Source organism: Alkanindiges illinoisensis (genome assembly GCF_004377485.1).
Lineage (GTDB): Bacteria > Pseudomonadota > Gammaproteobacteria > Pseudomonadales > Moraxellaceae > Alkanindiges > Alkanindiges illinoisensis_A.
Window position 1 is genome coordinate 109,597 of the sequence record NZ_SNTY01000047.1, and the last position, 15,248, is coordinate 124,844.

The window sequence follows — 15,248 nt, forward strand, 5'->3', positions numbered from 1 at the left end:
AAGGTGACATCATGAGTCGCGAAATTCTTACCGTTGTTGAAACGGTTAGTAATGAAAAGGGTGTACCCCGCGAAGCAATTTTTCAGGCGCTGGAACAAGCGCTGGTGGCGGCAACCAAAAAGAAATTTTATGAAGGTACAGTGGACGAAGAAGCGCAGTTGCGTGTTGCCATTGACCGTAAGACTGGTGATTACGAAACTTTCCGTCAGTGGGAAGTGGTGGCAGATGAAGATCACGAAATGCCAGCGTGTCAGGATGCGATTAGCGATCTGGATCAGAATGAATGGAAAATCGGCGATATTCGTGAACAGCAGGTTCAGTCCATTGACTTTGGCCGCATTGCTGCACAAATTGCCAAGCAGGTAATTGTCCAGAAAATCCGTGAAGCCGAACGTGCCATGGTGGCGGATCAGTATGCATCGCGTGTTGGTGAGCTGATTTATGGCGAAGTGAAAAAGCAAACCAAGGATGGCTTTATCATTGATCTGGGTGACAATGCCGAAGGCTATCTGGCCCGTGAGGAAATGCTGCCAAAAGAATTGTTGCGTCCCAAGCAGCGTATCAATGCCATTTTGTACAATGTGAATCGTGAGGGCCGTGGTGCCCAGCTGTTGCTGTCACGTGCCCGTCCGGAAATGCTGATTGCGCTAATGCGTAAAGAAGTGCCGGAAATTAGTGAAGAAATTATTGAAGTCAAGACAGCTGCGCGTCAGCCCGGTGTACGTGCCAAGATTGCCGTTAAGACCAACGACCACCGTATTGATCCGGTAGGTGCGTGTATTGGTATGCGCGGAACTCGTATTCAGGCTGTACAGCAGGAATTAAATGGTGAGCGTATTGATGTGGTGGTGTGGTCTGATGACCCCGCACAGTACATTGCCAGTGCGCTTGAACCTGCTGATGTGTCCAGTATTGTGCTGGATGAAGATGCCAGAAGCGCAGACATCATTTTTGCTACCAGTGACCAGCTGGCGCGTGCCATTGGTTCACAGGGCCAGAATGTCCGCCTTGCTTCCGAGCTGACTGGCTACAAGCTGGACATGATGCTGGAAGATGAATATCGCGAGCGTCAGGCTTCTGAAGCACAACAGTATATTGATATGTTTGTTCAGCGTTTGCAGCTGGATGAAGATCTTGCCACAGCACTGGTGGACATGGGCTTTACTTCCATTGATGAAGTGGCTTATGTACCGGCAGAGACTTTTGACGAGATTGAACTGGATGAAGATACGGTACAGCTTTTGCAAGGCCGTGCCAAGGAAGTGGCCATCGCTGATGCCCTGTTGCAGCAGGAAAGCATTCAGGATCCAAGCGAAGAGCTGCTAAATATGGAAGGCATGACCCGCGAGCTGGCATTTGCGCTGGCTGCACGCGGTGTTGTTACAGTAGATGATTTGGCCGATCAGGCAATAGATGATATTGCCGATATAGAAGGCCTGGATCCCCAAAGGGCTGGTCATTTAATTATGAAAGCCCGTGAATCATGGTTTAATTAGGGGTAGAGCATTATGACGGACAAAACCGTAAAAGAATTGGCAAAAAATGTGGGGCGTCCAGTCGAGAAGCTGCTCGAGCAATTGACAGAAGCTGGCTTGCCCGGCCGCAATGCTGACGCCATTATTTCTGAATCAGAGCAAGAGCAACTGGTCGCGCATTTGAAACGTTCTCATGGTCAGGCACCTGCCAACAGTAATATTACCTTAAAGCGTAAAACCACCAGTACAGCCAAAGTGGCCAGTACCAGTGGCAAGGCGAAGACCATTAATGTTGAAGTACGTAAAAAGCATACGTTTGTAAAACCTGATCCAGCAGCATTGGCAGCAGAAGCCAAGGCCAAGTCCGAAGCCGCTGACAAGGCACGTGCGGACATGATTGCGCGTGAAAAAGCAGAAACCCAGTCGCGTGTAGAAGCGGATGCCCGTCAAAAGGCTACGCTGGATGCCATGCGCGCAGCACATCAGCCAGGCACAAAAGCTGATGGCAGTGCCAAAGCTGAAGTGGTGGTGAGAAAGCGCAACGGCGATGCCATTGTTAATACGCCTGCGAAAGCACCTGCTAAACCTGAAGGCCGTAAGGCAGAGCCACGTAAAGCTGAAGTTCGTGGCAAGTCGGAAACGCCCGAAGAGAAAAAGGCTCGCGAGATTGAAGAAGCGCGCCTGAAAGCAGCGGAAGAAGCAGCACGTCGTGCAGCAGCCGAAGAAGCGCAAAAACGTACGCTGGAACAAATGCGTCAAATGGCTTCCAAGTACTCCAATGATGACATTAGCATCAAGGTGGTTGAGGACAATACACCTTTAGCCGCTGGCCTGGTTGGCCGTGCTTATGAAGAGTCGTTTGACAAAGAAAACCGTGAAATCAAGCGTGGTGGGGCAACTGCCAATCCGCGCGGTGGCAAGACCCGCGGCAAGAGCCGTGGTCAGGAAGAACAAAGCTTCCAGCCCAATAAGCGTGGCTTAAAGTCAAGCCAACCGAATAAGCATGGTTTTGAAAAGCCGGTTGAAAAACAGATTTATGATGTACAGATTGGTGAAACCATTGTGGTTGCCGACCTGGCGCAAAAAATGGCTGTGAAAGTACGCGAAGTCATTAAGACCCTGATGAAAATGGGTGAAATGGTCACGCAGGATCAAAGCATTGATCAATCTACCGCATCCTTGGTAGTTGAGGAAATGGGTCATAATCCTGTGCTGGTTAGCGATACGGCCATGGAAGACAACCTGATGGAAGCCGCACGCAAAGAGCGTGGTGCTGAAAAAACCCGTCCGCCAGTCGTCACCATTATGGGTCACGTTGACCATGGTAAAACTTCCCTGCTGGATTACATCCGTCGTTCTAAAGTGGCGGCTGGTGAAGCAGGCGGGATTACCCAGCACATTGGTGCTTACCATGTAGAAACTGACAAAGGCATTATTACCTTCCTTGATACCCCGGGTCACGCGGCATTTACTGCTATGCGTTCACGTGGTGCCAAGGCCACTGATATTGTCGTACTGGTTGTAGCAGCAGATGATGGTGTAATGCCACAAACTGCCGAAGCCATTGACCATGCACGTGCTGCCGGAACGCCAATCATTGTTGCCATTAACAAAATGGACAAGGAAAGTGCTGATCCGGATCGCGTTCTAAATGAACTGACTGCCAAACAGATCGTGCCTGAAAAATGGGGCGGTGATGTACCGGTAGCGCTGGTATCTGCCCATAGTGGTCAGGGTATTGATGAGCTGCTGGACCTGATTTCCATTCAGGCTGAATTGCTGGAACTGACTGCATCTGACGAAGGTGCAGCGCAGGGTGTGGTGATTGAAGCCCGTGTAGATAAAGGCCGCGGTGCTGTGACTTCCATTCTGGTACAAAAAGGTACGCTGAATGTGGGTGATCTGGTACTGGCAGGCGCATCGTATGGCCGTGTACGTGCCATGAATGATGAAAACGGCAAGCCCATCAAGACAGCTGGCCCATCTATTCCGGTAGAAATTCTGGGTCTGCCTGAAGCACCGAATGCCGGTGATGAAGTGCTGGTGGTTAGTGACGAGAAAAAAGCCCGTGAAGTAGCAGATTTCCGTGGTGCCCGCGAGCGTCAGAACCGTCTGGAGCGTGCTAGCGCCATGCGTCTGGAAAATATCATGGCGTCGATGGGCAAGAAAGATGTCCCAACCGTCAACCTGGTATTGAAAACCGATGTACGCGGTACACTGGAAGCCATTAGTGCAGCCCTGAATGACCTGTCCATTGATGATGTACATGTCCGCATTATTAGCTCAGGCGTTGGTGCAATTACCGAGTCTGATGTGGCATTGGCGGAATCTTCTGATGCCGTGTTGCTGGGCTTTAACGTGCGTGCCGATGGTGCAGCGCGCATCAAGTGTGATCAGGATGGTGTAGATTTACGTTATTACAGCGTAATCTATGAGATGATTGACGACGTTAAAGCTGCCATGAGTGGCAAACTGGCGCCGGAACATCGTGAAACCATTCTGGGCGTGGCGCAGGTTCGTCAGGTATTCCGTTCTAGCAAGTTTGGTGCAGCAGCAGGCTGTATGGTGATGGAAGGGACGATTTACCGTAACAAGCCAATCCGCGTACTGCGTAATGATGTGGTGGTGTTCCAGGGTGAACTGGAATCATTACGTCGCCACAAAGATGATGTGAACGAAGTACGTGCAGGGATTGAATGTGGTCTGGCAGTAAAAGGCTATAACGACATTCAGGAACTGGACAAGATTGAAGTGTACGACGTTCAACAAATTGCACGGAGTCTTTAATGGCGGGTAGCCAACGACTAAAACGTATGGGTGATCAGGTGCAGCGCGAGCTGTCTGACCTGATTCGCTCAGAGTTAAAAGATCCGCGTCTTGGCGGTCTGGTGACCATATCCGGAATTAAGGTAAGCCCGGATATGGGCTATGCCGATGTCTATGTCACAGTGATGGGGCGTGAGCTTAGCAATGACCAGAATGCACAGGCGCATAAGGATACCCTTGATGTCCTGAATGGGGCTGCGGGCTTTTTACGTCAGGAGCTGGGTCGTCGCATCAAGACCCGAATTACTCCACGCTTGCGTTTTCATTATGACAATGTGACGGCGCACGGTAACTACATGATGGATTTGATTGCCAAAGCAGTACGGCCTGATGAGTCGACTGATGAAAGCACAGACAGTCCTGAAGTAGATAATATAGACAAATAATCAGCTATTTGGCTTGTTGAAATCTACATAAAAAAGCCACGGTAATCCGTGGCTTTTTTGCATTTTGCACATTTGCATTTCGTTTAGCCTAATGCATAGGCATTAGTGCTCTGTGTCTGATACAGTTTGTGCATGTTCTAAAGTTTGCTGTTTACCCTGATTTCCCTGAATAGCAATCTTGCGTGGTAGTTTTTCTTCAGGGATCACCCGACGTAAATCCACCTTGAGCAAACCATCTTCATAAGAAGCCTGTTGTACTTCGATGTACTCATCCAGCCGTAACGACAGTTTAAATGAGCGCTGTGCAATGCCTTTATGCAGGAATGCCACGTCATTATCCTGGGCTTTGCTCATGGGCTTACCGGAAATGGTCAGCACGCTGTTGTCCAGATTGATGTCCAGTTCATTCTGGGTAAAGCCCGCAGTAGCCACCACAATTCGGTATTCATTGTCGCCATGTTTTTCAATATTGTATGGCGGATAATTAGGGGCTTCGCTTTGCATTGCATATTCAAACAAATCGTTAAGGCGATCAAAGCCGATACTACGACGGAATAAAGGGTTTAAGCTTAATGTAGTCATGACAAAAACCTCCTGAATTCATCAGCAAAGTAAGATTAACACGGTTGTTCAATACACCATCAAGACCCGCCAGGCAGCATCCTGATGTTGAAGTGGAGCTTTTCACTTCTAACAAATAAATAGTTTTTTCCTGCAAATTTTCAAGGCAAAAAATCAAAAAAATTTAAAAATTTTGATGCTGGGAAATTGCATGGTAGCAACCCTGCAAGCACGCGCTGACTTTGCTAGAATGCGCGCTGATCTTTACCTGAAAATTGTTTATCCATGAATCAGCCTCGCCAGAAAATCCAGCGCCGACCCGTTAATGGAATTATTTTACTCAACAAACCGCTGGGTATTAGCTCCAATGCCGCCTTGCAAAAAGTCCGCTGGATTTTTAGGGCAGAAAAGGGCGGGCATACTGGGGCACTAGACCCTTTAGCCACGGGCTTATTACCAATTTGTCTGGGTGAGGCCACCAAGTTTTCGCATTACCTGCTGGATGCCGACAAGACCTACCAAACCACGATTCAGCTGGGTGCAACCACCACCACCGCCGATGCAGAGGGCGAGGTGGTTGAGGAGTTTGCCATTCCCGCCTTGTCAGAAGCTTTAATTGAACAAGCGTTATCAGGTTTGCGGGGCGATATTATGCAGGTTCCGCCCATGTATTCTGCCTTAAAAAAGGATGGCAAACCCTTGTATGAGCTGGCACGTGCCGGGATTGAAATTGAGCGACCAGCACGGCCAGTGACAATTTATCAGTTGGAATTACTGGGCTTTACTGAAAATACGATAGACCTGCAAGTGCGTTGTAGCAAAGGCACTTATATTCGTACGCTAGCTGAGGACATTGGCAAAGCGCTGGGTTCTGGAGCGTATGTGAAAACCCTGCATCGTACAACCACTGGCCATTTTACACTGGAGCAAGGCCCGGATCGTAACGGCATTAGCATTGAGTACTTGGAAAGCCTGACCGAGCAACAGCGTGATGCTTTGTTGTTGCCTGTATATGAGTCGATTCGTGATTTCCCCCGCGTGCAGCTGGATCATGGTGAGGATTTTTATTTTTGCCGTGGACAGGCAGTGATGATTGACAGTATGCCACCCGGTGAAGCGCTGGTATTTGCGCATGAGCGTTTTTTAGGGTTGGGTATTGTCAATGATGAGCGACAGTTACAGCCAAAACGGGTGGTCAATCTTTAAATTTTTATTCAATAGATTGCGCTGAAAATTGCGTATAAAAAAAGGCTAAAACAGAAAAGGGACTGTTTTAGCCGGTGCAACTGCACACCAAACCTAGATTGGATTGGAATTTAGCGTAGGATTAGGAACTCTGGTTTTTGCTGAGGTATTCATTGGCTTTATAAATGAATACGGGCGCGCCACCTACAGTGGGTAACAGGTCTGAATAAGGCAGCGATTTGCCAATTTTTAGTAAAAACGGGGCATTGTCACCAATCTTGCCAGCACTGGTCATGCTTAAAAAGGTTTGCTGGTTGGCAAGAGGGCTAAACTGCATTTGCCCCTGCATGTATTCAATATCGCCGCCGTTGGCCTGATAATACAGCCGGTTTTGCGGCTCATTGTAATAGCGCAGGTTAATCTTGAATGGAATGGCAATCACACCAAGACCTACTTTAACCGTTACCGCAGCTTCGGTAACTTGTTTGCCCAAGGGTTTGAGTTCAACCTTGCTGACCTGACTAAACATATTCTTAAAATTTGCAGGTGAGCCCAATACCTGGGTACTGCGGGCGGCAGGTGCGCGTAGCGTGGCATAGGTGCTGACAAATTGCAGTGGCTCTGCGCGGTTGCTGTAGGGCATATTGACCGGACGGTGAATGAACATAACCGGATTGCCAGAGCGGGCATTCAGTTGTTGTACCAGCTGGATTTCATCCTGTTGCAGCTTTTTGTAGGGAAGCTGGCGTGGCCCCTGGGTTGGTAGCTTGCCATCCGGGGCAAACTTGCGCTTCAGGGTTTCCAGTACAAACGTATCCACGCTTTGCGGAATACCCTGTTTAACTTCGGGAATAGCCTTTAGGATGGTGCTCACCAGAAAGCCTTTGGGTTTATCCAGATCGCCCCACTGGGTCAGGGTTACCAGCGTATGATTGCTATCAACCGGAAACCATTCAAACTTGCCCATGCCATACTGGATGGGGGAATCCACAATCAGGGTTTGAATGCTATTGTTACTCACCTGATGCTGCATGATCACGTCTTCATTAAAGCTGAGTACCGGAATGGGCACAGGCATATGAATGCGGTATTTCATTTGCGTGATATTGCCTGATTGTTCAAGCAGCGTGGCTTTGGTCAGGGTGGGAAACAACCCCGCGTAACCGGAATATTGAGCTAGTAGTTGTTTTACCTGTTCTGGCTTGGCTGGCACAATAATAGCTGCTGAGCTAAAGCGGGCATTGTTATAACGCAGCAGGCCTTTTTTGCTGGGAACAGTAAGTGTCTGGGCCGGATGGCTATACACCATGATGTCATTGTCTACCAGTCGGGCCAACTGGGCTGCATTGCCGCCAAATGGTTTGGTGGCGGAAGGCACATTATCCTGCCAGTTAATAATGGCAGCCTGACTCGCTGTGCAAGTTAAGGTTATACTACTCACCAGCATGCCTAAACCAATCGCTGGCGATGCTTTTTTTATCATCGTGCTCATGTGATATCCTAATCAACGTTATTCATAGGCTGTTATTCTAGAGCAATATCGTGCAGAAAAACGGCAGAATTGTGCTAAAATCCGTTCACATTTGTTCAACTGCTGGATTATCCATGCGTTGTCATCCTTTGTGGTAGCCTACGCCACCCTGAATTCTAAAAACTAAAAGATTTGATCGTCTGCCTGATGCAGGCCTTTGCTGGTTTGTCCTTATTTTTTAATTGCCTGAATTTACTTCACTGGTTTATACCAGTCCCGGGTTTAAGCCGTGTATTCAGGTGCTAGATTTGCCGAGTGTTTAGTATGTTTGCTTCCCTTCACCAGCAATGGTTTTCCAATGTGCGTGCTGATGTGCTGTCCGGCATGGTGGTGGCGCTGGCACTGATTCCAGAAGCCATTGCTTTTTCCATTATTGCCGGGGTTGATCCGAAAATTGGTTTATATGCCTCGTTTTCCATGGCAGTGGTCATTTCTTTTTTTGGTGGTCGCCCTGCCATGATTTCAGCAGCCACCGGGGCAATGGCACTACTGATGGTGACACTAGTGAAGGAACATGGCTTGCAATACCTGCTGGCTGCCACTTTGCTGACTGGCGCTATTCAGGTGCTGGCAGGATTCATGAAACTGGGTTCACTGATGCGTTTTGTGTCGCGCTCGGTGGTGATTGGCTTTGTCAATGCACTGGCTATCTTGATTTTTATGGCGCAGTTGCCGCATCTGGTCAATGTTACATGGCAGGTTTATGCCTTAACGGCTGCGGGTTTGGGCATCATTTACCTATTTCCCTACGTGCCTAAAGTTGGCCGAATTATTCCATCACCTCTGGTGTGTATTCTGCTTATTACTGCGTTCACCGTGCTGATGGGCTGGCAAGTTAGTACCGTGGGCGATATGGGTGAATTGCCGGATACCTTGCCCATATTTTTGTGGCCACAAGTGCCATTGAATCTGGAAACCCTACAAATCATTTTACCCTATGCGCTGGGACTGGCTGCAGTAGGCCTGCTGGAATCACTAATGACGGCCACCATTGTGGATGACATGACCGATACCACGAGTGATAAAAACCGTGAATGCAAAGGGCAGGGCGTTGCCAATATTGCCACTGGCCTGCTGGGTGGCATGGCCGGTTGTGCCATGATTGGCCAGTCGGTGATTAATGTCAAATCAGGTGGACGCACGCGCTTATCCACTTTTCTGGCAGGTTTGCTGTTGTTGATCATGGTGGTGTTTTTAAGTGACTGGATCAGGATTATTCACATGGCAGCGCTGGTGGCAGTGATGATCATAGTGTCTTTGAGTACATTTAACTGGCAATCAGTAACCCGCATTCGCCAGTATCCATTATCCAGCAATATTGTCATGCTGGTGACTGTCGCGGTGGTGGTGGCAACCCATAATCTGGCGCTAGGCGTATTTTGCGGGGTGCTACTGGCATCAGTATTTTTCGCCAATAAGATTGGTCATTTTATGGCGGTGAGTAGTCAACTGGATGAAACAGGGCAATGCCGCACCTATACCGTAACCGGACAGGTATTTTTTGCCTCAAGTCATGCGTTTATCCAGTCCTTTGATTTTAGTGAAAACGTCCCCCGTATTATCATTGATGTGCAGCACGCGCACTTCTGGGATGTCACTGCTGTAGCAGCACTGGATAAAGTCGTGTTCAAGTTGCGCAAGCAGGGTAGCGTGGTTGAGGTGATTGGCCTGAATGCGGCCAGTGCCACGATTGTTGACCGTTTTGGTGAACATCACAAAACCAGCACGGTGGATGATGTGGTTTTGCATTAGGGCCGCATTAAGCTGCGTTAAGATTAGGTTAAGCCTGTTGCCGTAAGGTAGTAATAAATACTGCTGTGATGCATTTGGTTATTTTTTTTATTATCAATTGATTAGTGCCATTTAGCAAATTTATGCCATGCTTGAGGCAGAATTTAAAATGCACTTGTTAAAAATGGTCAAAAATTTATGTCTGTAGCAGAAAGTCCGCTTGTTTCCCTGCGCTATACCTTAAGTTTGTCAGAAGCGCAGGACGGATTTCGTTTGGCCACCCGGCAGCGTAAGGGCAAAATGCACATGGTGATGACTTTGGCCTGCGCCTTGATTATTGCATGGGGTATTTGGCTGGGATTTGATGACAAGGGCCGCTATTTTGTCATTCTGGGTGCATTTTTCTTCTTATCACAGGCAACCTTACAGTATGGCGTGATGCCGTGGTTATTTAAGCGCCAGTATCACAAGCATCAGGTTGCGCATGTGGTGCAGGGCATTGATATTTATGCCAGCAATGAATCTGGGGGTCATGAATCTAAGGGTAAAGTGACGCTGTATCATGGCATGGCCGACAAGCAGGACAAGCAAAACTTTGCGTTGTCTGAAGTCAAAAGCCTGCGTAAAGGCCAGCTTTGTTATGTACTGATGTTTGAATCCGGCATGATGTGCATGATACCGCGCCGCAGTGTCGAACAGGCCACGACTACCACTGTATTTGAACAAATGTTATTACAACAGTCAGGGAGCAAATCATATGACCACACTTCAGCCTGATCACCAGCAACCGGGTAATAGCCCACAATTGCCCGCACAAGCCATTGCGGCCTTAAGCCGTGGCCGCAAGATTGAAGCGATCAAGATTGTACACAAGCAAACCGGCCTTGGCTTAAAAGATAGCAAGGAATTGGTTGAAGCTTATGAGCAACAGCATCCACAGTCTGTTGCAGCCACGCCTGTGGGGATTACCGCCAGTAAAAGCCGTTACAGTATGACAGTGGGTATACTGGTGTTGTTGCTGGTAGCACTAATGCTGGCACTGATGTTTTTCTAAATATGAATTTTTTGGCAATTCCCTGTTCATAGCGCACAGAGCCGACTACACTCAAACTGTTTTAAGCCGCAGGACACTGTGATGAATCCGCTAAACACGCAATCCAATAGCCAGTCAAATCCAAAATCCGTTACCCAGTTACCCAGCAAGATTGTTTGCGTGGGACGTAATTATGCCGAACATGCCCGTGAACTGGGCAATGAGGTGCCGGAAACGCCAGTGCTGTTTTTAAAGCCGCCCAGCAGTGTGATCGGGCTGGAGCAGGGCATCGCCTGGAACAAGGAGCTGGGAGAATGTCATTTTGAATGTGAATTGTCTATCCGGATTGGTCAGCGCCTGAAAAATGTAACAGTTGAGCAGGCACAGGCTGCCATTGCTGGTGTTACATTAGGTTTGGATTTAACCTTGCGCGATCTGCAAAACCAGCTGAAAACCAAAGGCCAGCCTTGGGAACGTGCCAAGGCATTTGATGGCGCTTGCGTGCTGGGGCAGTGGCTGGCCCCTGATATGCTGTGTGACCTAAGCAAAACCACCTTTGAGCTGAGCGTTAATGATGAAGTACGCCAGCAGGGCGATACTGCTGACATGCTGTTTGGCGTGGTGGATCTGCTGGTGGATATCAGTCAGGTATTTACGCTGGAAGCGGGGGATGTGGTGATGACCGGGACGCCGGCTGGCGTGGCAGCATTAACATCCGGCGACCAGCTTAAAATGACCCTGCATACGGTGCTGGGTGGCGTAACTTGGCAAACTTTTGTGGTCTAATTGCGTGGTTTAATACTGATCTTCTATTGAATCATCCATGCGCTGTGCTGATTCAATTTTACAGGTTATACATCCACTTTGTAGTTCAAGCTTAATTCATCGCCGCATTGCCCACGAATGCCCCAGTGGTGCCGTGGCGTTTCTGTAATGGTAATTTCAATATCCTGCGATGCAATCCCGCATTGCTGCTCAATGTTGGTAAACAATTGCTGAATAAACGCTTTTTTACTGGCAGTACTGCGGCCTTCAAACATGGAAATTTCAAGGATGGTGTAATTGCTACTACGGTCAGCCGGAAAAATAAAATCTTCAGGTGCCAAAGCAATAAAGCGCTGAAATTTCTTTTCAACCGGATAGTTTAACGCACTCACCAATGCAGTATGGATTGCTGTGGACAACGCCTGCCGATGCTGGGTAATAGTGTTTGCCAAAGCATAAATCTTAATCTGGGCCATGTGATTATTCACTTTCTCTGTCGTTATTTATCATTGCTGTGTATTAAATTTTTGGGATGTATCTCTTAAATTTTCTTTTAATATAAGCGCTTAAATAGATTATTGCACAAAGGGTTTATACCAGTGCAGGCTATCAATAGTAACGCCAGAGGGCCGATATTCAGCCCCGGTATAGCCAAAATAACTGGAATTCTGGATAAACTCAAAAATGGCACTAAAGTTGATTTCACCCGTGCCCGGTTCGTGACGGTTGGGGTAGTCGGCAAACTGGATATGCCCAATGTGATACATGTTTTCCTGCAGGCTTTGCAGGATCGGCTCGTGCATCATGGCCAGATGATAGCAATCAAACTGGATTTTAAGGGCGGGGTGGTTCACCGCTTCCAGCATTTCCTGTGCCTGCGCCACGGTTTGAATTAAAAAACGCGGCATATCAATGCCATTAATAATTTCAAAGACAGGGGTAATCCCCACTTTACTCATTTCATGACAGGCAAAACGCAGGTTTTTGGCCATGGTTTCTAAACAGGGTAACAAATCGGCATGTACTGACTGGCGACCAGCCAGAATATTCACACAAGGCACATTCAGCGCCGTGGCATAACGAATGGCCTGAAACACCGCCTGCCGGAATTCATGCTCACGACCCGGTACACATGCCAGCCCGTCACCGCCCTGCATCAGGTCGCCTGCAGGCACATTGATGAGTACCAGTTGCTGCTGATGCTGTTGCAATTGCTGGTTGATTTCATCAATCGCCAGCTCATAGGGAAACTGGATTTCCACTGCATCAAACCCGTGCTGCTTGGCCAGTGCAAACCGCTCAATGAGGGGCACTTCAGTAAACAGCAGGGATAAATTGGCAGAAAAATGCAGCATGGATTAAAACCTGTTCAGGAACCTGTACACGAATCTTTAAAAATCAATAGCTCAGTATCAATGCAACCAAAGTCAGTGCTGCCTTAATCAAGACGAAGCGCTATGCAGCAAAATGATACTGGATAAATCATCTTCACTATGCCCGTCTTGCTGGTGTTTTTCAAGCCGCGATAACGCTGTCGCGGCTACCGGAATGTCTAACTGATGATGACGCGCCAGCCGTACTGCATTCTTTAAATCCTTGGCAAGCGTTTGAACTTTCCATTGCACTGGTGTAAATGACTGAGTAGCCATGCGTGGTGCTAAAATCTGCAAGGGTTTGGAGTCCGCAAATCCACCTGCCAGTGCAGGCGCCAGTAAGGTTGTATCTACACCAGCGCGTCTGGCCAGCTCAACTGCTTCACTGATCAGTGTGCTGCTGGCTGCGACAATTAATTGGTTACAAATTTTGGTAGCCTGACCGGTGCCATTTAAACCCATATACGTGACACGTTGCGATAACGGTGTAAATACAGGTTGCATGGTTTCCACCATTTTTTGATCACCACCGGCAAAAATCACCAGCGTACCAGTTTCAGCGCCCATCACGCCACCTGATACCGGGGCATCAATCCAAGACACGTTTTTGCTGGTCACCTGACTGGCAAGTTGCTGGGTCATTTCAACAGACAGGCTGGAAAAATCAATAATCACTTGACCACTGCGCAAGTTGGGTAGCAACTGCTGGACAACACTCTGCACTGCCTGATCATCGGCTAGGCACAGCATGATGAGGTCTGCTGTACTGGCTTGATCAAATGAAAATGCTTTGGCCCCTGCTTGTAATAAGGGTTCGCAGGCAGCAGGCGTCCGATTCCAGACGGCAACCTGAAACCCTGCATCCAGCAATCGCCTGGTCATACGCGTGCCCATTAAGCCGATGCCGAGGAAAGCAATTTTTGTACTATGAATAGATATGGTCATGGCGTTATAAAGTACTATAAATTTTTAGGCTTAATTGTATCGGTTAAAATGTGCAAAAACAAAAACTAGCACAGCCACTGGGAGCTTTTAGAATAGATAAGAAAATATATTGCAATGGATACGTTTAATATTTTGCTAATATCTAAAAATGACTAGATTAGAATCTGGTTTTACATTGATGAATTACTAGAACTCTTTTTTAGATCCGCTTGAAGATAAAATATGTATTTAAATGCACTGTATGCAATAGCTAATTCTAAATATTGGACTTTGGAAGAGTTACAGGGTTGGGCTGACGCAACTATCGCTCAGGTTAAATCACCAAAACACTGGCTGTGTTCATTAAGTTTAAGCCAGTCATTCGCTGAAGCGAGCTCAGCAATTCTTATGGAGCTATCAGGCGTGGGTGATTATGACTCTAAGCTTATTATTGGTTTCCTTTATTTAAAATATTTGGAAAATCCATGTTTAAAAGAAAATATTCATCGATTAATTTTTGGGATTTACGATGCGCGTTTTGCACTTGAAGAACATGAATTAGAAACTGAAAAAAATAAAGTGTATGCGTCTTGGAGTCAAAAAGAACGGGATTATCTTGTTTCTCCAGAGCTTGTTTCAACAGAATTGGATAGTTTAAGTTATTAAAAATAAGTTTTTGAGTTAAGAGTATTAACGTTGCCAAGCAAACAAGAATCAAGTTTTTAATTAACCCTTACAGTATTTTCAACCCATTAGCCAAATTGGTAGAGCTTAAAATTCACTTCCGGCTTTTTATCCTTAAGGCGAGTGTTTTTGCTGTAGGAGTATTTAGATGTAGATTACCTAATATTATAAAAAACCGTGGTGCTGGAGGTGGCTGGTAATGCGTTATTTGTATAGTTTACTATTTATACCAGTGTTAGTAGCATGCTCTGGTATGGTTGATTTGCTTGTTTCGGGTAATGCTAATACAGGAATTGTATTTGAGCTATCTAAAAGTGATGCCAAAAAGCTCGATAATGTTTTTAGATTTTACGTAATGGATAATAGTGCTGTTCCTGTTGGTGCGTTGAAAAAAACAGTATGGGAGATTGAGATAAATAAGAAAATAAGTTGGTTTAACTTTAAAAATGATTACACCTATAAATGGACTTACGGCGTTAAACCAAACGGATTTGAAGAGGTTGTAAAACCCATGCCGCTACGGTTAAATACTCAATATCTTTATTCGATTGATGGTGGCGCAGGCTATCACGGTGTAGGTTGTTTTTATTTAAATGAGAACAGAATGGTCATAGAGAGTAAGAGCTGTTGAAGCAGGTAGTGTTTAGAACTCTGGTTTTACGAGTTCTATAGGCAAGGCTGGGCAGTATTTCGATAAGCAAAGTGGCTTGTATTACAGCCACAATCGCTAATATAACCCTGAGCAACGAATAACAAAGCACTGCTTTGCCGTTG

The 15,248-nt window shown here is 47.0% G+C and carries 15 protein-coding genes; 10 read left to right on the forward strand and 5 right to left on the reverse strand.

Going from position 1 to position 15,248, the window contains the following annotated elements; genetic code table 11:
- Positions 1–11 precede the first annotated feature (11 nt).
- The 3 genes from nusA to E2B99_RS10815 are packed head-to-tail and all read left to right on the forward strand — an operon-like array spanning position 12 to position 4,687.
- On the forward strand, positions 12–1,496 hold the full coding sequence (gene nusA / locus E2B99_RS10805) for a transcription termination factor NusA (protein ID WP_026471463.1): 1,485 nt from the start codon (positions 12–14) through the stop codon (positions 1,494–1,496).
- Between the two features lie 12 nt (positions 1,497–1,508).
- The gene (gene infB / locus E2B99_RS10810; RefSeq protein ID WP_134244947.1) at positions 1,509–4,262 is read left to right on the forward strand and encodes a translation initiation factor IF-2; all 2,754 of its coding nucleotides are present in this window, start codon (positions 1,509–1,511) and stop codon (positions 4,260–4,262) included.
- Entirely contained in the window at positions 4,262–4,687 is a 426-nt protein-coding gene (locus tag E2B99_RS10815; protein ID WP_134244948.1) for a ribosome-binding factor A, read from the forward strand. The genes infB and E2B99_RS10815 overlap by 1 nt, the downstream gene beginning before the upstream one ends.
- A gap of 102 nt (positions 4,688–4,789) precedes the next feature.
- Here E2B99_RS10815 and E2B99_RS10820 read toward each other — a convergent pair whose 3' ends face one another.
- On the reverse strand, positions 4,790–5,269 hold the full coding sequence (locus E2B99_RS10820) for an Hsp20 family protein (RefSeq protein WP_134244949.1): 480 nt from the start codon (positions 5,267–5,269) through the stop codon (positions 4,790–4,792).
- A 264-nt stretch (positions 5,270–5,533) separates the two neighbouring features.
- Here E2B99_RS10820 and truB point away from each other — a divergent pair, with 264 nt between their 5' ends.
- Positions 5,534–6,454, forward strand: a complete 921-nt coding sequence (gene truB / locus E2B99_RS10825; protein WP_134244950.1) for a tRNA pseudouridine(55) synthase TruB — start codon at positions 5,534–5,536, stop codon at positions 6,452–6,454.
- 121 nt (positions 6,455–6,575) lie between these two features.
- Here truB and E2B99_RS10830 read toward each other — a convergent pair whose 3' ends face one another.
- Entirely contained in the window at positions 6,576–7,925 is a 1,350-nt protein-coding gene (locus E2B99_RS10830) for an SRPBCC family protein (protein WP_134244951.1), read from the reverse strand.
- A 303-nt stretch (positions 7,926–8,228) separates the two neighbouring features.
- Here E2B99_RS10830 and E2B99_RS10835 point away from each other — a divergent pair, with 303 nt between their 5' ends.
- The 4 genes from E2B99_RS10835 (at position 8,229) to E2B99_RS10850 (ending at position 11,514) form a co-directional block, all read left to right on the forward strand.
- Entirely contained in the window at positions 8,229–9,716 is a 1,488-nt protein-coding gene (locus E2B99_RS10835) for a SulP family inorganic anion transporter (RefSeq protein WP_134244952.1), read from the forward strand.
- 177 nt (positions 9,717–9,893) lie between these two features.
- Positions 9,894–10,472, forward strand: a complete 579-nt coding sequence (locus tag E2B99_RS10840; RefSeq protein WP_134244953.1) for a hypothetical protein — start codon at positions 9,894–9,896, stop codon at positions 10,470–10,472.
- Complete coding sequence (locus tag E2B99_RS10845) at positions 10,453–10,749, forward strand: ribosomal protein L7/L12 (RefSeq protein WP_134244954.1); 297 nt, start codon at positions 10,453–10,455, stop codon at positions 10,747–10,749. The genes E2B99_RS10840 and E2B99_RS10845 overlap by 20 nt, the downstream gene beginning before the upstream one ends.
- An 81-nt stretch (positions 10,750–10,830) precedes the next feature.
- The gene (locus E2B99_RS10850; RefSeq protein ID WP_134244955.1) at positions 10,831–11,514 is read left to right on the forward strand and encodes a fumarylacetoacetate hydrolase family protein; all 684 of its coding nucleotides are present in this window, start codon (positions 10,831–10,833) and stop codon (positions 11,512–11,514) included.
- 65 nt (positions 11,515–11,579) lie between these two features.
- On the opposite strand, the gene E2B99_RS10855 is transcribed toward E2B99_RS10850, so the two are convergent.
- The 3 genes from E2B99_RS10855 to E2B99_RS10865 all read right to left on the reverse strand — a co-directional run bounded on the left by E2B99_RS10855 (position 11,580) and on the right by E2B99_RS10865 (position 13,811).
- Positions 11,580–11,969 (reverse strand): tautomerase family protein, encoded by a 390-nt coding sequence (locus tag E2B99_RS10855; protein WP_134244956.1) that lies wholly within the window; start codon positions 11,967–11,969, stop codon positions 11,580–11,582.
- Between the two features lie 99 nt (positions 11,970–12,068).
- Entirely contained in the window at positions 12,069–12,848 is a 780-nt protein-coding gene (locus tag E2B99_RS10860) for a hydroxypyruvate isomerase family protein (protein ID WP_134244957.1), read from the reverse strand.
- 87 nt (positions 12,849–12,935) lie between these two features.
- Positions 12,936–13,811 (reverse strand): NAD(P)-dependent oxidoreductase, encoded by an 876-nt coding sequence (locus E2B99_RS10865; protein ID WP_134244958.1) that lies wholly within the window; start codon positions 13,809–13,811, stop codon positions 12,936–12,938.
- A gap of 222 nt (positions 13,812–14,033) precedes the next feature.
- On the opposite strand from E2B99_RS10865, the gene E2B99_RS10870 reads away from it, so the two are divergent.
- Complete coding sequence (locus tag E2B99_RS10870; RefSeq protein ID WP_134244959.1) at positions 14,034–14,456, forward strand: hypothetical protein; 423 nt, start codon at positions 14,034–14,036, stop codon at positions 14,454–14,456.
- Between the two features lie 217 nt (positions 14,457–14,673).
- The gene (locus tag E2B99_RS10875; protein WP_134244960.1) at positions 14,674–15,105 is read left to right on the forward strand and encodes a hypothetical protein; all 432 of its coding nucleotides are present in this window, start codon (positions 14,674–14,676) and stop codon (positions 15,103–15,105) included.
- The last annotated feature ends 143 nt before the right edge of the window (positions 15,106–15,248 follow it).